19 protein-coding genes are annotated in these 21498 nt (G+C 66.6%); 13 read left to right on the forward strand and 6 right to left on the reverse strand.

Annotation, left to right across the window (positions count from 1 at the left end; genetic code table 11):
- Positions 1-78 precede the first annotated feature (78 nt).
- The 5 genes from F7R19_RS06990 to F7R19_RS07010 all read left to right on the forward strand — a co-directional run bounded on the left by F7R19_RS06990 (position 79) and on the right by F7R19_RS07010 (position 3990).
- The gene (locus tag F7R19_RS06990) at positions 79-870 is read left to right on the forward strand and encodes a CheR family methyltransferase (protein ID WP_061953982.1); all 792 of its coding nucleotides are present in this window, start codon (positions 79-81) and stop codon (positions 868-870) included.
- Complete coding sequence (locus tag F7R19_RS06995; RefSeq protein ID WP_084003825.1) at positions 867-1472, forward strand: chemotaxis protein CheB; 606 nt, start codon at positions 867-869, stop codon at positions 1470-1472. Before F7R19_RS06990 ends, F7R19_RS06995 begins: the two co-directional genes overlap by 4 nt.
- Positions 1473-1480: 8 nt before the next feature.
- The gene (locus tag F7R19_RS07000) at positions 1481-2623 is read left to right on the forward strand and encodes a hybrid sensor histidine kinase/response regulator (protein ID WP_150979783.1); all 1143 of its coding nucleotides are present in this window, start codon (positions 1481-1483) and stop codon (positions 2621-2623) included.
- Between the two features lie 262 nt (positions 2624-2885).
- Positions 2886-3197, forward strand: coding sequence for a hypothetical protein (locus tag F7R19_RS07005; protein WP_061953770.1), 312 nt, complete (start codon positions 2886-2888; stop codon positions 3195-3197).
- A gap of 127 nt (positions 3198-3324) precedes the next feature.
- Entirely contained in the window at positions 3325-3990 is a 666-nt protein-coding gene (locus F7R19_RS07010; RefSeq protein WP_150979784.1) for an alpha/beta hydrolase, read from the forward strand.
- A 101-nt stretch (positions 3991-4091) separates the two neighbouring features.
- Here the strand turns inward: F7R19_RS07010 and F7R19_RS07015 are convergent, their stop codons facing one another.
- Positions 4092-4892 (reverse strand): MipA/OmpV family protein, encoded by an 801-nt coding sequence (locus F7R19_RS07015; RefSeq protein WP_223506313.1) that lies wholly within the window; start codon positions 4890-4892, stop codon positions 4092-4094.
- A gap of 317 nt (positions 4893-5209) precedes the next feature.
- Positions 5210-5671, reverse strand: a complete 462-nt coding sequence (locus tag F7R19_RS07020) for an ion channel (RefSeq protein ID WP_061953766.1) — start codon at positions 5669-5671, stop codon at positions 5210-5212.
- A gap of 248 nt (positions 5672-5919) precedes the next feature.
- On the opposite strand from F7R19_RS07020, the gene F7R19_RS07025 reads away from it, so the two are divergent.
- Entirely contained in the window at positions 5920-10365 is a 4446-nt protein-coding gene (locus F7R19_RS07025; protein ID WP_223506256.1) for a response regulator, read from the forward strand.
- A 321-nt stretch (positions 10366-10686) separates the two neighbouring features.
- On the opposite strand, the gene F7R19_RS07030 is transcribed toward F7R19_RS07025, so the two are convergent.
- Positions 10687-11106, reverse strand: coding sequence for a copper resistance protein CopQ (locus F7R19_RS07030; RefSeq protein ID WP_150979785.1), 420 nt, complete (start codon positions 11104-11106; stop codon positions 10687-10689).
- 403 nt (positions 11107-11509) lie between these two features.
- Positions 11510-12223, reverse strand: a complete 714-nt coding sequence (locus tag F7R19_RS07035; RefSeq protein WP_150979786.1) for a CerR family C-terminal domain-containing protein — start codon at positions 12221-12223, stop codon at positions 11510-11512.
- A 105-nt stretch (positions 12224-12328) separates the two neighbouring features.
- Here F7R19_RS07035 and F7R19_RS07040 point away from each other — a divergent pair, with 105 nt between their 5' ends.
- From F7R19_RS07040 to F7R19_RS07060, 5 genes are all read left to right on the forward strand, one after another.
- Positions 12329-13477: an HlyD family secretion protein gene (locus F7R19_RS07040; protein WP_150979787.1), complete on the forward strand. Its 1149-nt coding sequence runs from the start codon at positions 12329-12331 to the stop codon at positions 13475-13477.
- A 52-nt stretch (positions 13478-13529) separates the two neighbouring features.
- Positions 13530-15101: an MDR family MFS transporter gene (locus tag F7R19_RS07045; protein WP_150979788.1), complete on the forward strand. Its 1572-nt coding sequence runs from the start codon at positions 13530-13532 to the stop codon at positions 15099-15101.
- Positions 15102-15103: 2 nt separating this feature from the next.
- The gene (locus F7R19_RS07050; protein WP_150979789.1) at positions 15104-16582 is read left to right on the forward strand and encodes an efflux transporter outer membrane subunit; all 1479 of its coding nucleotides are present in this window, start codon (positions 15104-15106) and stop codon (positions 16580-16582) included.
- A gap of 267 nt (positions 16583-16849) precedes the next feature.
- The gene (locus F7R19_RS07055) at positions 16850-17695 is read left to right on the forward strand and encodes a mechanosensitive ion channel family protein (protein ID WP_150979790.1); all 846 of its coding nucleotides are present in this window, start codon (positions 16850-16852) and stop codon (positions 17693-17695) included.
- A 175-nt stretch (positions 17696-17870) separates the two neighbouring features.
- A complete protein-coding gene (locus F7R19_RS07060; protein ID WP_150979866.1) occupies positions 17871-19421 on the forward strand; it encodes a phospholipase D family protein in 1551 nt (516 codons plus the stop codon).
- Positions 19422-19478: 57 nt separating this feature from the next.
- On the opposite strand, the gene F7R19_RS07065 is transcribed toward F7R19_RS07060, so the two are convergent.
- The gene (locus F7R19_RS07065) at positions 19479-19883 is read right to left on the reverse strand and encodes a hypothetical protein (protein ID WP_061953760.1); all 405 of its coding nucleotides are present in this window, start codon (positions 19881-19883) and stop codon (positions 19479-19481) included.
- Here F7R19_RS07065 and F7R19_RS29675 point away from each other — a divergent pair.
- Together F7R19_RS29675 and F7R19_RS29680 are read left to right on the forward strand one after the other, a co-directional pair.
- The gene (locus F7R19_RS29675) at positions 19882-20022 is read left to right on the forward strand and encodes a hypothetical protein (protein ID WP_157779447.1); all 141 of its coding nucleotides are present in this window, start codon (positions 19882-19884) and stop codon (positions 20020-20022) included. The genes F7R19_RS07065 and F7R19_RS29675 overlap by 2 nt on opposite strands.
- A 143-nt stretch (positions 20023-20165) precedes the next feature.
- Positions 20166-20432 (forward strand): DUF2917 domain-containing protein, encoded by a 267-nt coding sequence (locus tag F7R19_RS29680; RefSeq protein WP_157779446.1) that lies wholly within the window; start codon positions 20166-20168, stop codon positions 20430-20432.
- Here F7R19_RS29680 and F7R19_RS07075 read toward each other — a convergent pair.
- Positions 20389-21330: a LysR substrate-binding domain-containing protein gene (locus F7R19_RS07075; RefSeq protein WP_150979791.1), complete on the reverse strand. Its 942-nt coding sequence runs from the start codon at positions 21328-21330 to the stop codon at positions 20389-20391. The genes F7R19_RS29680 and F7R19_RS07075 overlap by 44 nt on opposite strands.
- Positions 21331-21498: the final 168 nt, after the last annotated feature.

Raw genomic sequence — 21498 nt, forward strand, 5'->3', positions numbered from 1 at the left:
CCGAAGGACGCAACATCGGATCTCGCGCTCGATGGCGACGAGCGCGCCCTGCTGCCCGATGCCGATTTCGAGATCGAAATGGAGCTGCTGCTCGAAGCCGTCTTTCGCAAGTACCAGCACGATTTCCGCCGCTATTCGCGCGCATCGGTACGGCGGCGCCTGCAGCAGGCGCTGCGCGACATGCAGCTTGGCACGCTGTCGCAGTTGCAGGACCGCATGCTGCGCGACCCCGCCGTGTTTGGCCGATTGCTGCAGTACCTGACCGTCCAGGTCAGCGAGATGTTTCGCGATCCGTCCTATTTCCGTGCGATTCGCGAGCATGTGGCGCCGGTGCTGCAAACCTATCCGTCCATCAACGTATGGGTGGCCGGTTGCAGCAGCGGCGAGGAACTGTGGTCGCTGGCGATCCTGTTCGAAGAAGAAGGGCTGGCGTCGCGCACTGTGTTCTATGCCACCGACATCAATCCGGAGGCGCTGGCCATCGCGCGTGCCGGTGTGTACGACGCGGGCCGGCTGCGCGGCTTCGGAGAAAACTACCTGGCCGCGGGCGGACGGCGCTCGCTGTCCGATTACTATCACGCGGCCTACGGCAAGGCGAAGTTCAACGGACAACTGATCCGGCAATCGGTGTTCGCCGATCACAGCCTGGCCACCGACAGCGTGTTCCAGGAAGCGCAGTTGATTTCGTGCCGCAACGTGCTGATCTACTTCGACCGGCCGCTGCAGGACCGCGCCATCGGCCTGTTTCATGATGCCTTGGCGCGCCGCGGCTTTCTGGGGCTGGGCAGCAAGGAGAGCCTGCATTTCAGCCAGCATGCGCAGGATTTCGAGGCGGTGGTGTCGCACGAGCGGCTCTACCGGAAGCTGTGACGGACGCGCCGGCATTGCATCCCGCCTGCGGCGCCGTGGTGATCGGCGCATCGGCTGGCGGCGTCGAGGCGCTCAACGCACTGCTGCCGATGTTGCCGCGGCGCTTCCGCCCTGCGGTGGTGATCGTCATGCATCTTCGGCCCACCTCGCCAAGCCTGTTGCCGGAGCTTTTTGCCGCGCGCTGCGTGCTGCCCGTACGCGAAGCCGAGGACAAGCTGCCCGTGCTGCCCGGCCACCTTTACGTGGCGCCGCCCGATTACCACCTGCTGGTGGAACGCGACCCGGACACGCCCGACGGCGTGCGGCTGGCGCTGTCCGTGGAGCCGCCGGTGCGTTTTTCCAGGCCCTCGATCGACGTGCTGTTCGAATCGGCGGCGGTGGCATGGCGCGAGCGCGCGCTCGGGATTTTGCTCTCAGGCGCCAATGACGACGGTGCGCGCGGCCTGGCGGCGATCCGCGCGGCCGGTGGACAGGCCTGGGTGCAGACGCCCGCCAGCGCGGCCGTGCACACCATGCCCGAGGAAGCCATCGCACGCGGCGCGGCCGATCGCGTCATGACGCTGGACGACATCGGCCACCACCTGGCCCGCCTTATTGAATGACCTCTACCATGCAAGCACCCGCCTCCGTCAAGATCCTCGCGGTCGATGACATCGCCGCCAACCTGACCGCGCTGGACGCCGTACTGGCAAAGCCTGGAGTCGAGATCGTCCATGCCAGTTCCGGTGCGCAGGCGCTGGAATTGCTGCTGGAGCACGACTTCGGCCTGGCCATCCTGGACGTGCACATGCCCGGCATGGATGGCTTCGAGCTGGCCGAACTGATGCGCGGCAGCAAGCGCACGCGCCACATCCCCATCCTGTTCCTGACCGCCGCGGGCGAAGACAGCCAGCGCGCGTTTCGCGGCTACGCCACCGGTGCCGTCGATTTCCTGTTCAAGCCGATCGATGCGCGCGTGCTGGCCGCCAAGGTGGACGTGTTCGTGCAGCTGGCGCAACAGAAACAGCAACTGGCCGAACAACTCGAAATCGCGCAGCAACTGCTCAAGACCAACGAGATGCTGATGGCGGTGCTGGCCCATGACCTGCGCACGCCGCTGTCGGCCATCATTGCGTCCGCTTCGTTCCTGGAGCGCTTTGGCGGCGAGGAACGCTTGCGCCCCGCCACCGATCGCATCTCGCGCAGCGGCCAGCGCATGGCGCGCATGGTCGATCAGTTGCTGCACGTGGCGCGACTGCATGGCGGACGCGTAAGCCTGATGCCGCAACATTCGGACCTACGCGCGGTGTGCGCGGCCATCGTCGACGAATGCGAGGTGCTGCACGGCAAGTCGCGCGTGACGCTGCAGACGGTCGGCGACATGCATGCCACCATCGATCCGGTGCTGGTGGGCCAGGTGGTGCAGAACCTGGTCGGCAACGCGCTGCATCATGGCGACCCGGACGCGCCGATCGATGTCAGCGTGGACGGCACTGCGCGCGACCGCGTGGTGGTGTCGGTGACCAATGGCGGCGTGATCGATGCGGGACTGCTGCCGCATATCTTCGATGCGTTCCGCTCCGGCGCCCGCAATGCAGCGGCCGGCAGCGGCGCGTCCGAAGGGCTCGGGCTGGGACTCTACATCACCCGCGAACTGGTCACGCTGCACGATGGCACCGTCGAGGCGACATCGTCGCCGGAGCACGGCATCACCACCTTCACCGTCACGCTGCCGCGCGAATGCTGCGCCGCGCAGCGCGCCATCCAGGCGTAGGCGCGGGCGTCGGCCATGCGGGCGTTGTCGGCGCGGCCGGGCACGCCATCAGTGCATGGCCGGGTTGGCCGATGCATGGCCGGATGCGCCGCGGGATGCGCCGCGGGGTGGGCCAGTCAGGTGTCCGGCCGCGCGGCGGCACACCCGCAAAGCGACGCAGGCGTGGCGCGGTGTGCCTGCGGGCGCAGGTTTACTGTGCGTTTTCGGGCGGCGATCCTATCCTGACAAGACAATCAACCATGCCAACGTGCAGGAGGCGACGATGCAAGCGAGGTTTGCGCGCGGCATTGCGCAGACGCCACTGACAGTGACGGCTCGGGAATATCCGCTGGCGGAGGAGGCCGCCATGCCCGAGGTCGGCGATCTGGTGAGCGTCTACAGCCAGGATCAGGAAACCGAATTCAGCGTCCGCCTGAACGCCGTGGCGGGGCCGGACCTCTGGTATGGCGTGATCTTTGCCATCAGCCGCGGGGCCGAAATGCTGGTGGTGGCGGAAGGCCTGGAGCTTGACGATGTGGTGAGCGTCCGACGTCAGGAGATCGCGTCGGTCATCAAGGCGGATCATCCTCACTAGGCCCGCACGGGCCGCATAGCGAGGCGCCGTCCGCGCTGCGGGCGGCGTCGGTCGTTGCCGCCACGGCCCGGCTGCGGGTATGCTGCGCCTGCACAGTCGCAGTCATCCCCAGCCGGTAGCCATTTTCATGTCTTCATCGTTCACGCCTTCGGCATCCACCCGTCAGTTCATTGCCGGCCCTGCCGGTCAGCTCGAAATCCTTGTCGATACGCCCGCCGATGCGCCGCGCGGCGTCGCGGTGGTTGCGCATCCACATCCGAGCCAGGGCGGCACCGCCGAACACAAGATTCCGCAGTTGCTGGCGCGCGCGCTGCAGGCGCACAGCTTTCTGACGCTGCGGCCCAACTATCGCGGCGTAGGAAACAGCGAGGGCAGCTATGACGACGGCAACGGCGAGACCGATGACGTGCTGGCCGTGATCGCACTGCTGCGGCGCGATCATCCCGACCTGCCGCTCGCGCTTGCCGGGTTTTCGTTCGGCGCGTTCATCCAGGCGCGTGCCGCCGCACAACTGGGCGCGTCGGGCGTTTCGGTCGCGCATCTGATCCTGAGCGGCATGCCGGCCGGCACGCTCTCCGAGACGCTGTCCTATGACACGCCGACGGTGCCCGCGCACACCCTGGTCGTACACGGCGAAAACGACGAACGGGTGCCGCTGGCCAACGTGTTCAATTGGGCGCGGCCGCAGGAATTGCCGATCGTGGTCCTGCCCGGGGCTGGCCATTTCTTCACCGGCAAGCTGCCGGCGCTGCGGCAAGTGGTGGACGGCTATCTGTCGCGTCCCGCGCCGTAGGTCCGCGGATGGCGGGCCGTCGCGCCCGCGCATGGGGATCGCTCCGGGAGTCGCTCCAGGAACGGCCACGGGCGCCGGCTGTCGCGGCGCCCTGCCTGGCATCAGAACTGATAGTTGATCGAGATATCGCCGGTCAGGCTTGTGGAGCGCGATGTGACCGGGCTGCTGCGGGCGTCGCCAACCAGCGCCGAGACGCCGATATCGGCCGTGGTGAACCAGTTCTTGCCGAAGAACCACATCGCCGAAACCCCGCCGCCGTATGACTTGATCCCGCCGCTGGCGCGATGCTGGGGCAGCCCGGAGCGCGCCGCCTGGTCGGCCGACACGCCGTACCAGCGACTCATGTAGGCCGAATCGGCAAATGTCATGGTGGGGCCGGCAAACCAGAAGAACTTCTCGTTACTGCCTGGCAACGGCATATAAGCGCCGATATCGCCGATCACGCCGTTGGCCCCGCCAAACTGGCGTCGCACGTTGGCGCGGATCACCAGCGGAAATTCCTTGGAGACCACGTATTCGGCAAACACCTTCGATTCCAGTGCCATGCCGATATTGCCGAGTCCGCCCAGATGGTCGTGGTCGTGTTTCTCGCGGCGGCCGAAGTCATAGGTCAGCGCGATGCCCGCGCGCACATGATCGGTATGGATGACGTTCCAGCCCAGCCCTTCGCCGGTGGACAGGAATGCCAAGTCGCGGTAGCGGATATCGACCACCGGGCCGGCCAGCACGTAGTACTTGCTGGTGCCTTCGTAGTACGGGCGCACACTGGCCGCCGCGCCCACGCGCACTTCCCACTTTTGCGGCTCGCCTTCGAACATCTTCTCGAGCGGTACGCCCACCGAGTACTGCCATTCGGCCAGCGGCGCGGGGGTTTGGGCGTGCGCGCGCGGCGCGCTCAGCATCGCCAGCACGGCCAACAGGATCGGCGCCAGCCAGCGCAGCAGGGCCAGGGGGCGATGGGAGGTGCGGAGTCGCTCCGGCCGATGGGCCGCGAGGACGTATTCCGGGAGGGTCGACACTTTTAATGCTCCGGTCTGTTTTCTTGTTTGCCCCAGCCGGGGCGGAATCGACATCTAACGGTACAGCAGGCTGTCTGGATGACGGCAACTTATCTTTTCATCGACGCCGCCACCCGCCAACCTCCACGGTTCCCACAACCGTGTAGGAAAGACGCCGATTTCGGTGTCGGCACGGCCTGCCTACCATCATGGAGGCGATTTCAGTCGCGTGCGTCCATTTCGTCGCCGCGCCAGTCGCGGCGCATGATCAGGAACGTGAACGATGTGGACCAGCCAATCAGGATCAGGCCCACCAGCGGCTGCACCGAAGCCAGCAGCCGCAAGGGGCCCTGCGGAACGATATCGCCGATACTTTGCGTGGTGAAGGTTTCCAGAGAGAAATAGAGATAGGCCAGCGCGCCGTGTTCGCGCATGCCCGTCAGGCGACCGATTGCCAGGATATCCGTGCCCAGCCAGTAGCCGACGCTGAACACCACGGCTTCCAGGCAGTGGGTCAGGATGATCAGCAGAATGACGCCCCCGATGTTGAATTTGCCGCTGAGCCGTTTGGGATGGAAGGCCGAGATCAGCCGTAGCGCTTCGTAGTGCAGGCCCACGCAACATACGGTCAGGGTGGCGGTGAGCCCGGTGGAAATCAGGTAATGAAGCGGCGTATCGAACATCGTCCGGATCGAATGGGCGGGAGTCGGCTGCGGTAAGCGGTAGTAATCTGCAATAAGCGGCGGTGGGCGGCAGCGACGACGAGCGGCGCAGGAGCCAGACTATACGGTCGATTATCGACTGTAAATGCGTGAAGTGTGAGGGATGGGATACAACTCATGACCGTCTGGATCTTGCCTGCCGCGGCCGATGCCATGGAAAATCCCCCTGCGCGGGCGATGCTCGCGCACCTCGATTCCGGGAGACATCAATGAGAAACGCGGACGGCGAGATGCCGTCGGGTCATACCGGCGAGAGCGTTCCGGGTTTCCTGGCCGGCCGCGGCGAGATGGCCGCGCGCATTCGTGAATTCGACTGGGCCACCACGCCGCTGGGCATGCCAGCGCAATGGCCGCAAAGTCTCAAGACGGCGCTGCGCATCATGCTCACGTCGCGCCAGCCCATCTGGATCGGCTGGGGCGACGACCTTCGCTTTTTCTACAACGATCCCTACAAGGCGATCATCGGCGGCCGGCATCCGGTGGCGCTGGGCCAGCCCACTGCGCAGGTGTGGCGCGAGATCTGGGGGGAGATCGGACCGTTGCTGGAAACCGCGATGGCCGGCGAGGAAGGCACCTTCGTCGAGCAGAAGCTCCTGATCATGGAGCGCAACGGCTATCCGGAAGAAACTTACTACACGTTTTCATACAGCCCGGTGCCGGACGACCACGGCGGCACCGGCGGCATCATCTGCGCGAATAGCGACGATACCGAGCGCGTATTGGCGGAGCGGCAACTGAACCTGCTGCGCGAACTGGCGTCCTCGGCCACCCATGCCCGCACCTGGCGCGATGCGTGCCGGCTGGCCATGGCGTCACTGCTGGCCAATCCGCACGACCTGCCGTTTGCGCTGCTGTATCTGGACGAGCGCGGCGAGCAACGCGACCGCCAGCCGTCGGCGACGGCCCGGCAATTGACGCTGGCCGGCACCTGCGGCATCTCGCCCGACCATCCTGCGGTGCCCGCGATGCTCGATGCCGACGCCGACGCCGGCGCGTCCTGGCCAATCGCCGAGGCCATGGACGGTGGCGCGTTGACGATCGTCGACGATCTGGCGGCACGCTTTGCCGAACCGCTGCCGGGCGGCGCATGGCAATTCGCGCCGCGCCAGGCCGTCATCCTGCCGATCATGTCGTCATCGGACGTGGCGCATGCCGGTGTGCTGATCGTCGGCCTGAATCCGTGCCGGCTGTTCGATGACCAATACCGCTCGTTCCTGAACCTCGTGGCCGGACAGATCGGACAGGCGATCCATCACGCCGACGCCTACGAGGCCGAGCGCAGGCGCGCCGAGGCGCTGGCCGAAATCGACCGCGCCAAGACCACGTTCTTCTCGAATATCAGCCACGAATTTCGTACGCCGCTGACGTTGATGCTGGGGCCGCTCGAAGACATGCTGCGCCGTGGCGACCACATCGCGGAAGAGGACCGTGCGCTGATCGAAACCACGCACCGCAACGGCCTGCGGCTGCTGAAACTGGTCAATGCGCTGCTCGATTTTTCGCGTATCGAGGCGGGCCGGGTGCGCATGCACCGGCAGCCGACCGATCTTTCGGCCTTTTCGGCAGAACTGGCCTCGCTGTTCCGCTCGGCGATCGAAGCGGCCGGCATGCAACTGGTGGTCGACTGCCCGCTATTGCCGGGCGCGGTCGATGTGGACCGCGACATGTGGGAGACGGTGGTTCTGAACCTGCTGTCGAACGCATTCAAGTACACACATGCCGGCACGATCACGGTGCGCATGCGAAGCGACGACGCGGGCCGCGCCGTGCTGGAGGTGCAGGACACCGGCATCGGCATCGCCGCCGATGAAATTCCGCGCCTGTTCGAGCGCTTTCATCGCGTGGCCGGCGCGGTGGGCAGGTCGATCGAAGGCACCGGCATTGGCTTGGCGCTGGTGCAGGAACTGGTGCGCCTGCACGGCGGCGAAATCGTCGTGCAAAGCGAGCCCGGGCACGGCTCGCTGTTTCGCATCACGCTGCCCGCCAGCGCCACGCGCGCGGCCAGCGATCCGGCCTCGGTGCTGGCGGCAGCGCCGGCCAGCGGGCAGGCGCTCGCTTACGTCGAACAGGCCGTGCGGTGGAACCCGAACCACGCTGGCGATGCGCCCAACACTGCGGCCGATGCGGCGGACAGATCATCCGAGCCGTCCGCGGACGGTATCGATCCGGCAGCCAGCGTCGGGCACGGGCGCGTACTGGTGGTCGACGATAACGCCGACCTGCGCGACTACATGCGGCGCATCCTGCGGTCGGCCGGGCATCAGGTGCAGGTGGCCGCGGATGGCCAGGAGGCGCTGGAACTGGCGCGCCGACATGCACCGGACCTGATCGTCTCGGACGTGATGATGCCGCGGCTGGACGGCTTCGGGCTGCTGCGCGAAGTCCGCGCCGACGCGGCCTTGCGCCAGACGCCGGTGCTGCTGCTGTCCGCGCGCGCGGGGCCCGAGGCGCGCGTCAGCGGGCTCGCCTCCGGCGCCGACGACTACCTCGTCAAGCCGTTCAACGCCAGCGAGCTGCTGGCGCGGGTGGGCAGCAACCTGCGGCGGTCGCAACTGCGCAGCGTGGCGCAGCGCGAACTGCGTGAAATGAACGATTTGCTGGAACGCCGCGTGGCCGAGTCCGTTGCCGATCACGATCGGCTGTGGGACCTCAGCGAAGATCTGTTGATGGTGACCGGCAGCGACGGCACGATCGAGCGCGTGAGCCCGTCGTGGCAGCGGTCGCTCGGTTATGCGGCGACCGACATGCTCGGACGCACCTGCATGGCGTTCGTGCATCCCGAGGAACTGGTGCCGATGACCGAGCAGATGCTGGCGCTGCGGCGCGACGGCGGATCGGTGCGCCATGAATGCCGCATGCTGCGCCAGGACGGCCGCCCGCGCTGGGTGGCGTGGACCTTGTCGATCGATCCGGCATCGGGCCGCATTCACGGCGTGGGACGCGATGTCACCAGCGACAGGGAAGCCGCCGAAGCGCTGCGCAATGCCGATGAGGCGCTGCGTCTGGCGCAGAAGATGGAGGCCATCGGCAAGTTGACCGGCGGCGTGGCGCACGATTTCAACAACCTGCTGCAGGTGATCGGTGGCAATCTGCACTTGCTGGCGCGCGATGTGGCGGGCGATGAGCGCGCCGAGTCGCGCGTGCGTAACGCGCTGGCCGGCGTGGCGCGCGGCGCCAAGCTGTCGGCGCAGTTGCTGGCCTTCGGGCGGCGCCAGCCGCTGGCGCCCAAGGTGGTCAACCTGGGCCGCTTCGTGCGCGGACTCGACGACATGCTGCGCCGCGCGCTCGGCGACGGCGTGGAGATCGAAACCGTCGTGGCCGGCGGTCTGTGGAACACGCTGGTCGATCCGTTCCAGGTCGAAAATGCGCTGCTGAATCTGGCCATCAATGCGCGCGACGCGATGCACGGCCACGGCACGCTGACCATCGAGGCCGGCAACGCCACACTCGACGAGGTCTACGCGCGCCGCAATGCGGACGTGATTCCCGGCCAGTATGTGATGGTGGCCGTCACCGACACCGGCGCGGGCATCGCGCCCGACATCATCGATCACGTATTCGAGCCGTTTTTCACGACCAAGCCCGAAGGCCAGGGCACGGGGCTGGGGCTGAGCATGGTGTATGGCTTCGTGCGCCAGTCGGGCGGCCACGTGAAAATCTACAGCGAGGTGGGCTTCGGCACGACGGTGCGTCTGTACCTGCCGCGCGTGACCGAGTCGGAAGACCTGGAAACCGATACCGAGCCCGCGCTGGTCAGCGGCGGCACGGAGACGGTGCTGGTGGTGGAGGACGACGAGGACGTGCGCGCCACCGTGGTGGAAATGCTGTCGAGTCTTGGCTATCGCGTGTTGAAGGCGCGCGATGCCGCCGGCGCGCTGGCCATTGTCGAAAGCGGCGTGCCGGTCGATCTGTTGTTCAGCGATGTGGTCATGCCCGGCAAACTGCGCAGTACCGAGATGGCGCGCAAGGTGCGCGAACGGCTGCCCGGCATCGCCGTACTATTCACCTCCGGCTATACCGATAACGCCATCGTCCATGCGGGGCGGCTCGACGCCGGCATCGAACTGCTTAGCAAGCCCTATACGCAGGAAGCGCTGGCGCGCAAGATCCGGCAAATGCTGGCCAGCGGCGGTGCAACGCTGGAGCCCGCGCCACTTGAAGAGGCGCCGAACGACCGCGCGATGCGGCCCTCGCATGCGGCTTCGGCGGGGATGGCGCCCCATGCGCGCAAAGCGTCGGACTCGGCGGTGGACGTGCCCGATGACAACGCTGCCGCGCTGGTGGCAGGCCAGCGCGTGGTCTTCGTCGAGGACGACGATCTGCTGCGCGCCAGCACAGCCGAATTGATGCGCGCTTTTGGCATCGAGGTGATCGAGGCGCGCAACGAGATCGAAGCCATGGCCGCGCTGCAATCCAACGAGACCGACCTCCTGGTCACCGATGTCGGCCTGGGCGGCGCATCGGGCGTGGACCTGGCCATCGAAGCATGTCGGCTCGTGCCGACCCTGCGCGTGGTGTTCGTCAGCGGTCACGACCTGGTGCTGACGCCAGCCCAGCGCGCCGCCCTGCCGCGCGCGGTAACCCTGCGCAAGCCCTACGCGTTGTCGGCGTTCCTCGACGTGTTGCAGGCAGACGGGGGAGCGGGTGAGGCCTAGTTTCGCGTCGACCAATCGGCTGGCGCAGTCCAGCGCCTTGTTGCTTCGGATGTGACAAAAACAAACGGGCCAGCGCAATTGCTGGCCCGTGCTGTCTGGGACTTGCTTGCCCGGCGATGCCGGGGTGTTGCGGGTGCCGGTGTCAGACCGGCAGGGCGGTGGCGACCAGTGCGGCGGCTGCGCCGCTGGCGGCGGTGAGGGCCAGCCATCCGCCCAGGATCAGGGCGCTGTTCTTGAAGCTCATGATGGACTCCGGAAAGAGGCAACGCCGGAGCACATCGCTCCGGCTATTTCTTGATTACCGCCTGCATCGGGCGGGACTCAGACGCGTGCACCGTCGGTATAGATGTCGCGGGTGCGTGCGCCGTCGTAGTACGGGTTGCGCGGAGCGTTCACGCTGCGGGCGCCGTCGTAGTACGGATCAACCTTGCGGGCCGGGCTGGCCGATACACCGGTGCGATCCAGGCCGGCCACGATGCGTGCGCCGTCGGTGTACGGGTCTGCCTTGCCGACCTTGGCGCCGTCCGTGAACGGATCGGCCTTGCCGACACGTGCACCTTCGCTGAACGTGTCGAACTTGCCCTGGCGGGCGCCGTCGGTGAAGGCGCTGCGCTGGTCGTTCACGCGGTAGGTGTAACCGTAGACTTCACCGGCCTTTTGCGCGGCGGGAGCTGCCTGGGCGGCGCCGGCAACGAAAGCGGCGGCGAGGGCAGCGGCGGTAAGGATGTTCTTGGCGGTCATGATGCTCTCCTTGCAAGGGCCGGGCGATCTCGGTTCAGGTGGATCGCGAGGCCGTAGTCTGTTTCGATGGCGATCTTTTTCGGCTTCGTTACCTACTGGTAGATAGATAACCGGGACTAAAAAAAAGACCGCTTCCGGTACTGATAACTGCCTAGTGTTGCGTGGACCGGGCTTTGCTGCGTCTTGCTGTTTGCTGCATCGCGTCGTCCATGAGCTGAATATTATCTACTACTAGATAGATAAGCAAGGGCTTTTTGCGGCGCGCAATCGTATTGACGCCAAATTGCCGAAGCTAGTGTGATGGACCAGCCGCCGGGCTCCTGTTCAAGCGCTTGTTTCTTATGAGAAAAATGATGGCGGACGTGACGGTTGCGACGAATTAGAGTAAATACTCTAGCTTCGGTCAGCGTGTCTTTTGTGCGTTGCGCTGCGCCACCAAGCCCCACAACAGAATGCGGGCGTGCTCCTGGAGCACATCCTTCACGCGCTCGGTTTCCGGTTCGCCATAGCTTTCCCAGTTTAGCGCGCGCAACACGTGACGCCGCATCACCTTGAACGCGGCGATCTGGCTATCGATGGCGATGGTGCGGATGCGGGTGTTTTCGTCGCCGGCAGGCTGGCCGATCAGGCGGCCGACGATGGCGGACGTCGCAGCGAACAGGCGGCGGTTGACGCCGCTGTCGATGCGTTCGAATGCGGCCGATGGACCCAGCCCGGCGCGCTCGCGCGCCATGAACTGGCGCCAATGGTCGGTTTCCGGGGACTCGTACAGAAACATGGCGAAGCGCGCCTGCAGTTTCAGGTAAACCTCGATCAGGTCGGCATCGGACGCATCGGGGCGCGCCAGCGCGGCCTCGGCATGTTCCAGCACATCGCGCAGCGTGGCCTGGACGCGTTCGACGAAATAGTCGATGCACGCCAGGTACACACCTTCCTTGTTGTCGAAGTAGTACTGCAGCGCGGGCGCGTTGACGCCAGCCTCGCGCGCAATGTCGCGCGTCGACGCCCCGTCGAAGCCGTGCGCGCCAAACAGCCGCATGGCCGCTTCGATAATCCGGGCGCGGGTTTCCTCGCCACGCTGGTAGCCCCCTTCGGATGCCGGTCTGTGTCGCGCCATGTTGCGGGTCTCAAGGTCCTGGACAGGCAGAAATATATCAGTTGACAGATTTCTTCCAAGTGGAATAATTGCGCGGCATCCGACTCAAAAGTCCGCGCCCCCAACATGTCCGCCCCCAATTCCGCCGTCGCGCCCGCTGGCGCGGCACCGCAATCCGTTCCCTCGTCACGCGCGTCGCGCCGCCGCTCGATCCTGATCGGACTGGGCGTCGTGGCGCTTGTCGTCGCCTGCGCCTTTGGCGTGCGCTGGTGGACTTACGGCCGCTTTATCGAAAGCACCGACGACGCCTATATCCAGGCCGACAGCGTGACGGTGGCGCCCAAGGTCAGCGGCTATGTGGCCGAAGTCTATGTGCGCGACAACCAGCAGGTCGTCCCCGGCCAGCAACTGGTGCGTCTCGATAACCGCCAATACCAGGCCGCGCTGGACGAAGCGCTCGCCACGGTGGCCTCGCGCGAGGCCGACGTGGCGCGCGCGGACGCCGATCTTCAGCAGCAGCAGGCCAAGATCGCCCAGGCCGCCGCCGAAGTGGAAGGCGCGCGCGCCAATGCGCGCTATGCCGCCTCGCAGGTGGAACGCTACGCGCCGCTGGTGGCCACCGGGGCGGAGACCGAGGAGCGCACGGCCGAACTGCGCAACGCCCAGACGCGCGCGTCAACCACGCTGGCCGCCAACGCGGCGGCGCTGCGCGTGGAGCAGAGCCAGGTGGTCACGCTGCAAACGCGCCTGCAACAGGCCAAGGCGCAGCTCGAGGTGGCGCAGGCCAGCGCCCGCAAGGCCCGGCTCGATCTGGACGACACCGTGGTGCGCGCCACCAGCGCGGGTCGCGTGGCCGACAAGGGCGTCCGCGTGGGCCAGTTCGCGCAGCCGGGCACGCGCCTGCTGACCGTGGTGCCGGTGCAGGACCTCTACCTGACCGCCAACTTCAAGGAAACGCAGGTCGGCCGCATGCGCGCAGGGCAGGCGGTGACGCTGCACGTCGATGCGCTGTCCGGCCAAGCGCTGCACGGCGTGGTCGATAGCCTGTCGCCCGGCACCGGATCGCAATTCGCGCTGCTGCCCGCGCAGAACGCCACCGGCAACTTCACCAAGATCGTCCAGCGCGTGCCGGTGCGCATCCACGTCGATGTGCCCAACGATGCGCGGCCGGTTCTGGTGCCGGGGCTGTCGGTGGTGGTCGATGTCGATACGCGCGATCTCCATCCGGCCAGCGCGCCCGCATCGGCCGCCGCGCACGGGGCCAGCCATGGCTGATGCCGCGAACGCCGGGCCACCGGCATCGGCGGCGCCCGCGGCGACTCCAGCGATGTCATCGGCAGCCCCGGCCGCACAGCCCAACGCGTCCGCCGCGGACTGGATCGCCGTCGCGGCCGGGTCGCTCGGCGCGCTTCTGGCCACGCTCGACATCTCGATCACCAACTCGGCGCTGCCGCAGATCCAGGGGCAAATTGGCGCAGCCGGCACGGAAGGTACGTGGATTTCCACCGGCTACCTGATGGCCGAGATCGTGATCATTCCGCTTACCGCGTGGCTCACGCGCGTGTTTGGGCTGCGCCGCTTCCTGATGTGCAACGCGCTGCTGTTCACGGCGTTTTCGATGATGTGCGGGCTGTCGCACAGCCTGCCGGAAATGGTGATCGGCCGGATCGGCCAGGGATTTGCCGGCGGCGCGATGATTCCCACGGCGCAGACCATCGTGCGCACGCGTCTGCCCCGTCACCAGATGCCGATCGGCATGTCGATGTTTGGCCTGATCGTGCTGCTGGGGCCGTTGCTGGGCCCCGTGATCGGCGGCTGGCTGGCCGAGAACATCAACTGGCGCTGGTGCTTCTTTCTCAATGTGCCGATCACGGCCGTGCTGGTGCCGCTGCTATATTTCGGCCTGAAGGCCGAGCGCGCCGATCTCCAGGCGTTCCTCAAGGCGGACTGGCTCGGCATCGTCGGCCTGACCATCGGCCTCAGTTCGCTGACCGTGGTGCTGGAAGAAGGGCAGCGCGAGCAGTGGTTCGAATCGCAAACCATCGTCTATCTGTCGGCGCTGGCCGCGCTTGGACTGACGATGATGCTGGTCAGCCAGTTCACGGCCAGACAGCCGATCGTGCGTCTGCGGCTGCTGCTGAACCGCAACTACGCGAGCGTGATCCTGATCGTGACGACGGTAGGCGCGGGCCTTTACGGCGTGTCGTACCTGCTGCCGCAGTTCCTGTCGCTGATCGCCGGCTACAACGCCGAGCAGGCCGGCGGCATCATGCTGCTGTCCGGGTTGCCGGCGTTCCTGCTGATGCCGGTGCTGCCGCGCATGCTCGGCAAATTCGACAGCCGCTGGCTGGTGATCACGGGTTTGGTCTGCTTCTTTGCCAGTTGCATGCTCGATATCGGCCTGACCGTCGACAGCGTCGGGCATGACTTCACGGTGTCGCAGATCCTGCGCGGGTTTGGCCAGATCCTGGCGATGATGCCACTCAATCAGGCGTCGATGGCGGCGGTGGCCACGCACGAGGCCGGCGACGCCGCCGGGCTGTACAACATGGCGCGCAATCTCGGTGGATCGATCGGCCTGGCGCTGCTCGGCACGCTGATCGACCGGCGCAATGCGTATCACGACGCGGTCATCCGGGAATCGGTCACGGCCAACAGTTCGATCGGCCAGGACCACATGACGTCGAGCATCGCCGGCTTCGTCGCGCAAGGCGGCGACTACGCCCATGCGCAACTGCAGGCGATCGCGCAGCTCAGCGGCGAAATCGCGCGCCAGGCCGCCGTCATGACGTTCTCCGAAACCTTCTTTGCGCTTGGCATCGCGCTGCTGTGCTGCGTGCCGCTGGCGCTGTTGCTCAAGCCGCCCCACCCGGGCGCGCCCGTTTCCACCGGCCATTGATCATGTTTGCCTTGTTCCACGCACGACTGCCGCGCCTGATGGCGCTTGCCGCGGCGCTTGTCGCCGCGGGCTGCACCGTCGGCCCCGACTATCGCAGCGCGCCGCAGGTGGCTGCCAATACGATCGACGCCGGCAAGTTTCCGCATGCGCCCGTGGCTGCCGATCCTGCCGCGCCGCGCGTGGCCGAGTGGTGGCGCGCGCTTGGCGACGACCAGCTCGACCGCCTGATCGACACTGCGCTGCGGCAAAGCCCCGACATCGACGCGGCTCGTGCACGCGTGCGCCAGGCGCGCGCCGGGCTGGACAGCAACAAGGCCAACCTGCTGCCCAAGGTGGGCCTCGATGCGGCCATGCTGCGCACGCGGTCGCCCGATCTTGCGGCGCTGTCCGGCCAGGGATCGTCGGGCGGCGGACGCGGGCCGCTGTCGCTTTACATCGCCGGGTTCGACGCCAGTTGGGAAATCGATCTGTTTGGCGGCACGCGCCGGTCGATCGAAGCGGCGTCGGCAGAGGCCGATGCCGCGTCCGCGCAGCTTGCCGATGCGCATGTGCAACTGGCCGCCGAAGTGGCGCAGGCCTATGTCACGCTGCGCGAGCAGCAGGCGAGCCTGGCGCACCTGCAGGATTCCGAGAAGCTCGAAGCCGAAATGCTCGATCTCACGCAGCAGCGCCGCGCGCGCGGCGTGGCATCGCAGCTCGAGGTGGAGCGGCTGCTCACGCAACTGGACAACACGCGCGCGCAGATCTCGCCGGTGCAGGCCGGCATCGCCGAATCGTTCGACCAGTTGGCGCTGCTGACGGGGCGCGCGCCCGGTGAACTCGACGCCGAACTGGCCGCGCCCAGGCCGCTGCCCAGCGTGCCGGAAACCGTCGCGGTGGGCGATCCCGCCGCGTTGCTGAGATCGCGTCCCGATATCCGCGCCGCAGAGCGGCGGCTGGCATCCAGCACGGCGCAGATCGGCGTGCGCAAGGCGGACTGGTTTCCCAAGCTGTCGCTGCTGGGATCGCTTGGCTTCAGCGCGATGGATCCCGGCCATCTGGCGCGCAAGGACAACGGCACCTGGCTGACGCTGCCGCGCTTGCAGTGGAATATCCTCGACTTCGGCCGCGTCGCGGCGGGCGTCGACAGCGCCGAGGGCGCCCGCGACGAGGCTCAGGCCAACTACCGTGGCACGGTTCTCAAGGCGCTGCGCGATGCCGACGTGGCCCTGTCACGCTACGGCCATCAGCGCGAACACGTGGTGGTGCTGCGCCGCGTGGAAGCGTCGGCGGACCGCGCGTCGACATTGCAGCAGCAGCGCTACCGCGCCGGCACGGCCAGCATGCTCGAATGGCTGGATGTCGAGCGCACGCGCGTAGTGGCGCAGCAAAACCGCATTGCGGGCGACGCAGACCTGCTCAAGGACTACGTGTCGCTGCAGAAATCGCTGGGTCTGGGCTGGCAGACGGCCGCGGTGCCGGAGGCGTCGGCTTCCCGCTAGAGCGGCGTCGCGTTGGCCGCGTCCTCGTCGGCCGTCAGCCCGGCGTTCGGTTGTGCATCAGCCGGGCGCCAACGCGGATTTGCAGGATAAAAACCGACAGCCGAACCGGACTGCGCCCACTATGGTGCGAATCGCGTCCGCTCGACACTGGCAAATGGATAGAATCGCCGGGGGCAGTCCCACGCTCGCGGCGCCAGTCGGTTGCGGTGCAACAAATCAGAACGGGCGGCGGGAGGTGCGACATGCAAATCAGGAGGCCGTACGCCGATGCACTTCAACGCCAACGACAGCATTCTGGTCAACATCGTCGCCAGCCTGGCGGTCATCGCGGCCGGCACGCTGGTGGTCAAGCTGATCAATCGCTTCTTTACCGGACGGCTGCAGGCGGACAACCGCGGCAGCTATCGCGCCTGGACTGTCGCGTCGCGCAATCTGGTCGCGGCCGTGGTGTTCCTGCTGTTGCTCGGCATCTGGGTGTCCGAACTCAAGAGCGTGGCGATTTCGCTGGCGGCGTTTGCGGCGGCCTTGTTGCTGGTCGGCAAGGAACTGGTCATGTGTTTTCTCGGCGCGTTCATGCGCATGATCACGCGACCGTTCCAGCTGGGCGATCTGGTCGAGATCGGCCCGTTTGGCGGCGAGGTCATCGATATGGACGTGATGTCCACCACGCTGGTCGAGGTGGCCGCATCGCGCCAGTACACGGGATTCACGGTACAGGTGCCCAACAGCATGTTGCTGACCACCGCGGTGCGCAATCACTCGCAGGCAGGCGCCTATACGCTGGACATGGTGCGCATTCCACTCGATGTGGGCGTCGATCCCGATGCGGTGGAGGCGCAGCTTGTGCAGGTGGCGCGCCAGGCGTGCGAAAGCTTTATGGAAGAAGCGGGACGCGCGCTGCGGCGCTACGGCGACATGCGCTTCGTGGATCTGTCGCAGTTCGAACCGCGCGTGCTGTTCGAACCGGTCGACGTGGGTCGCTACGACGCCATCGTGCGCTTTCCCGTGCCGGTCAGCGCGCGGCTGCCGGTCGCGCAGCAGATTGTGCGTGGCTACTATCGCCAGTGCGCGGCGGCCAGCAAAGCGGCAACCGATCCAGTGGCGCAGGGCTAGCTTGCCGGCAGGCGTTGCCGGTCTTGTCGAGGAGTGGAACATGGCGCAATTGCTGAGCCGTCCCGTGCAGGGCCAGGGCGTGCCGCCGGCTCCGGCCCGGCCTGGCCAGTCGGTCCATCTTCCGCAGCGCCTGTCGATCCAGCGCTGGCGCCAGCGGGTGCGCTCGTTCGCGCTGATGGTGATGGTTACGCTGACGCTGGGCTTGCCTGCTGGCTGCGCCAGTCTGCCCGCCAATACCAATCGCACGCCGTCGTACGTCATTGCCGATACCGGCAACACGATGCTGGCGCGCGCGCTGGCGCCGCGGCTGGCGAAAAATCCGGGACAGTCGATCTTCTATCCGCTCGGCAATGGCCCCGACGCGCTGACCGCGCGCATCGCACTGGCCCGCGCCGCGCAGAAGACGCTCGACATCCAGTACTACATCTACGACGTCGACACCACGGGCAGCGCGCTGATGGGCGAATTGATCGACGCCGCCGATCGCGGCGTGCGCGTGCGCATCCTGATCGACGACATCCATACCGGCAAGCAGGACAAGACGTGGGTCGCCATCGATTCGCATCCCAACATCGAAGTGCGCATCTTCAACCCGTTTGCCAACCGCAAGCTGCGCTGGGCCGAGGCGCTGGTCGACTTCGGCCGCGTGAATCGCCGCATGCACAACAAGCAGATGACGGTCGATAACCTGGTGACGATCGTGGGCGGCCGCAATGTCGGCGACGCCTATTTTTCGGCCAAGCCGGACATGGATTTCAGCGACCTCGACGTGATCGTGGCGGGCCCCGTGGTGCCGCAGGCCAGCCAGGTGTTCGACGCGTACTGGAACAGCGACCTGGCCTATCCGGTGGTCACGCTCGCCGCCGAGGGCAAGGACGCGCCGGCGGAATTGCGGGCGTTTCGCAAGGGAATCGAGGCCAAGGGCGACAGCGCGCGCGCGAGCCCGTTCGTGCAGGAACTGCTCGATTCCGGCCTCGCGCGCGGTATCGAACTCGGTCATCTGCCCGGCTATATGGGCGGCGCACGGGTGATTGCGGACAAGCCGGACAAGATCGAGGACAGCCCCGATGATCCGTCCACCCATGCCATTCCGCAGTTGCGGGCAATGATGGAAAAGGCCGAGCGTGAGCTGGTGATCGTGTCCCCATACTTCGTGCCCGACGATGAGAACGAGAAATGGCTGATCGGTATCGCCAAGCGCGGCGTCAAGGTGCGCGTGCTGACCAATTCGTATGCCGCGACCGACGTGGCGGCGGTGCATGCCGGCTACTCGCCGCGCCGCAAGAGCCTGCTGCGCGCCGGAATCGAACTCTATGAGCTGAAACCTACCGCCAATGCGGAACTGGCGCGCAGCCGCACGCGGGCGCGCATGTTTGCATCCAGCCGCGCCAGTCTGCACGCCAAGACATACGTGGTGGACCGACATCTGCTTTTCATCGGCTCGCTCAACCTCGATCCGCGCTCGATCAAGCTCAATACCGAAATGGGCGTGATTCTGGATTCTCCGCAACTGGCAACGCGGCTGGTGGAGGACATGGACAAGCGCCTGCTCGATATTGCCTATCGCGTGGCATTGCGCAGGGACGAGAACGGCGGCGAATCGATGACCTGGACCACGCGCGACAACGGCAAGGAAACCACGTTCGACGCGGAGCCCGGCATGAACGTGTGGCAGCACATCGGCAACGGCATCCTGCGCGTGCTGCCGGTGGAAGACCAGCTGTAAGGCTCGGGTGGATCGCTCAGACAAGGGCGCCCCGGTGGGCGGTTCAGGGCCCGCGCATCAGGGGGCGATCGCGTCGGGCCCGTCGCCGATGTTTGGCTGCAGCGAGCGCAGCAGGTGTTCCTGGAGGCGCGACAGTTCCTGCGCGATGCCACCGGGGAACCCCTGCCTGTCGCCGCGCTTGTCGATCAGCAGCTCGCCGAGAAACGCCGATACCGCCGCCGCATCGCCCAGCGCGGCCAACTGGTTGGCGATGCGCGGATAGGTATGGAACAGTTCGAACGGCCGCACCTCGCGCGGCAATTGCGCCAGCCATTTCAACGCCACGGGCGTAAGCGCCTGCGTGGCGGGATCGATCGGCTGGCGCGCCTCGCTCCAGTCGGTCGTGCGCGAGGCGGGCGGCTCGCCATCTAGCACCTTCTTGGCCTCTTCGACCGTGACGAATTCAAACGAGAGCGGTTCCATGTCTGATGTGCTGAAAATTGGCGCGCCGCCCGCATCACTCGATCGGATATTCGACCGCACAGCCGATCGATGCGAAGCGCTGCCGCTCATCTTATCGGATTGCATCGCGCATTTCATAAGCCGCATCGCCCGCGTTTGAACGGCGCCACAGTGGCTGCGGACTTCCGGCAGCGCCGCGATGCGTGCGTGAATCTCATGGCGCGCCGCATCATTGCTCATGCCTGCGCGCAGCGCCAGCGCCGACACTGCAAAGAAGAAGCCAGTGGGGCAGTGGAGCGCGGCATGACCTGGAATTTGATGATCGATGCGGATTGCATACCCGTGACGTTGCACGCCGGCGCGCGCGTCCATTGCGGAGCGGGGCGCCTGTGGATGACGGTCGAGGAGCGGCGCGCCATCGCGTCGCCAGACATCGTGCTGGCTGCGGGCCAGAGCCACCGCGTGACGCGGGACGGCACCTATTTCCTGAGCGCGTTGCGCGGCACGGGCAGCGTGCTGTGCCAGATCACGCCCGCGCCGTCGCAACGGCTGGTGTTGCGGCTGACGTGACGCGCGCGGCTTCGGCGCGGATCCACGCCGCCACATGCCGCACTTCCTCGCGGGGCTGATCGGAGGCGTGAATCAGCCAGAAGGCGTTGGGGCTGGGCATGGCCGATCCCGCCGATGTCACGACATGGAGCTGTCCGCCCTCGATCAGCGGCTGGATCAACTCCAGCCGCCCCAGGGCAACGCCTTGCCCGGCCAGCGCGGCGTGAATCACCTGGTCGTACTGGTTGAAGCGCAGAATGCCGCGCCGGCTGGCCTGCCGGTATCCGTGCGCGCCAAGCCAGCTACGCCAGTGCAGCCACGGCCTGGGGTCGTCGAACTCCAGCAGCGGCAGCGCGGCAAGGTCCTTGGCGGAACGCACGCGCGTGGCGCCCAGCGTGGGATTGGCCACCGGCGCGATGGTCTCGTCGAACAGATGCTCTGCATGGGCGGGCGCTGCGGCCGCCGCGCAGTAGCGGATCGCCAGGTCGATGCCGTCGGCGCGCAGGTCGCTGAGCTGGTTGCTGGCCGACAGCCGCACATCGAGATGCGGATGCTGGCGCTGCAACGTGCCGAGGCGCGGCAACAGCCACAAGCCCGCCACGCCAATGCTGGCGGTGACGGTCACGGGCTGCGGGCCATCGCGCCTGCGGAGTTCGGCGGCCACATCCTGCAATTGCTGCATTGCGCCATCGGCGCTGCGGAACAGTCGCTCGCCTTCCGGCGTGAAGGCGACGCCGCGGTGCTGCCGCACGAACAGCCGCACCTGCAACTGGTCTTCCAGCGCGCGGATCTGGCGGCTGACGGCGGATTGCGTCAGGCACAGGTCGTCGGCTGCCTGCGTGATGCTCATGCGGCGGCCCACTGCGACAAAACCCTTGAGCAGATCGAGCGAGAACAGCCTGACGAGCGGAACGGACATGGCAGATCGTGTGGATGGGCGAGCCCTATTACAGCACGGAAGCCGCCGCGCTGGCATTCCTGCGACGCATGGCTGGCGACACGAAATGTCGTTTGAGCGCCGTCGCGGAATCGCGTGGAATGGAGCCATTTCCAGCGATTTTTTGTGCGATGTCTTCAAGGAGTCCGC

Origin of the sequence: Cupriavidus pauculus, from assembly GCF_008801835.1 — a bacterium.
GTDB classification, from domain to species: Bacteria; Pseudomonadota; Gammaproteobacteria; order Burkholderiales; family Burkholderiaceae; genus Cupriavidus; species Cupriavidus pauculus.

What these genes read in the sequence shown, in the direction of transcription:
- F7R19_RS07040 (WP_150979787.1), top strand. Translation starts at nt 12,329, where the DNA reads ATGTCCGCCCCCAATTCCGCCGTCGCGCCCGCTGGCGCGGCACCGCAA.
- F7R19_RS06990 (WP_061953982.1), top strand. Translation starts at nt 79, where the DNA reads ATGGAGCTGCTGCTCGAAGCCGTCTTTCGCAAGTACCAGCACGATTTC.
- F7R19_RS07055 (WP_150979790.1), top strand. Translation starts at nt 16,850, where the DNA reads ATGCACTTCAACGCCAACGACAGCATTCTGGTCAACATCGTCGCCAGC.
- F7R19_RS07000 (WP_150979783.1), top strand. Translation starts at nt 1,481, where the DNA reads ATGCAAGCACCCGCCTCCGTCAAGATCCTCGCGGTCGATGACATCGCC.
- F7R19_RS07010 (WP_150979784.1), top strand. Translation starts at nt 3,325, where the DNA reads ATGTCTTCATCGTTCACGCCTTCGGCATCCACCCGTCAGTTCATTGCC.
- F7R19_RS29680 (WP_157779446.1), top strand. Translation starts at nt 20,166, where the DNA reads ATGACCTGGAATTTGATGATCGATGCGGATTGCATACCCGTGACGTTG.
- F7R19_RS07060 (WP_150979866.1), top strand. Translation starts at nt 17,871, where the DNA reads ATGGTGATGGTTACGCTGACGCTGGGCTTGCCTGCTGGCTGCGCCAGT.
- F7R19_RS07075 (WP_150979791.1), bottom strand. Translation starts at nt 21,330, where the DNA reads ATGTCCGTTCCGCTCGTCAGGCTGTTCTCGCTCGATCTGCTCAAGGGT.
- F7R19_RS07065 (WP_061953760.1), bottom strand. Translation starts at nt 19,883, where the DNA reads ATGGAACCGCTCTCGTTTGAATTCGTCACGGTCGAAGAGGCCAAGAAG.
- F7R19_RS07020 (WP_061953766.1), bottom strand. Translation starts at nt 5,671, where the DNA reads ATGTTCGATACGCCGCTTCATTACCTGATTTCCACCGGGCTCACCGCC.
- F7R19_RS29675 (WP_157779447.1), top strand. Translation starts at nt 19,882, where the DNA reads ATGTCTGATGTGCTGAAAATTGGCGCGCCGCCCGCATCACTCGATCGG.
- F7R19_RS07005 (WP_061953770.1), top strand. Translation starts at nt 2,886, where the DNA reads ATGCAAGCGAGGTTTGCGCGCGGCATTGCGCAGACGCCACTGACAGTG.
- F7R19_RS07015 (WP_223506313.1), bottom strand. Translation starts at nt 4,892, where the DNA reads ATGCTGAGCGCGCCGCGCGCGCACGCCCAAACCCCCGCGCCGCTGGCC.
- F7R19_RS07030 (WP_150979785.1), bottom strand. Translation starts at nt 11,106, where the DNA reads ATGACCGCCAAGAACATCCTTACCGCCGCTGCCCTCGCCGCCGCTTTC.
- F7R19_RS07050 (WP_150979789.1), top strand. Translation starts at nt 15,104, where the DNA reads ATGTTTGCCTTGTTCCACGCACGACTGCCGCGCCTGATGGCGCTTGCC.
- F7R19_RS07045 (WP_150979788.1), top strand. Translation starts at nt 13,530, where the DNA reads ATGTCATCGGCAGCCCCGGCCGCACAGCCCAACGCGTCCGCCGCGGAC.
- F7R19_RS07035 (WP_150979786.1), bottom strand. Translation starts at nt 12,223, where the DNA reads ATGGCGCGACACAGACCGGCATCCGAAGGGGGCTACCAGCGTGGCGAG.
- F7R19_RS07025 (WP_223506256.1), top strand. Translation starts at nt 5,920, where the DNA reads ATGAGAAACGCGGACGGCGAGATGCCGTCGGGTCATACCGGCGAGAGC.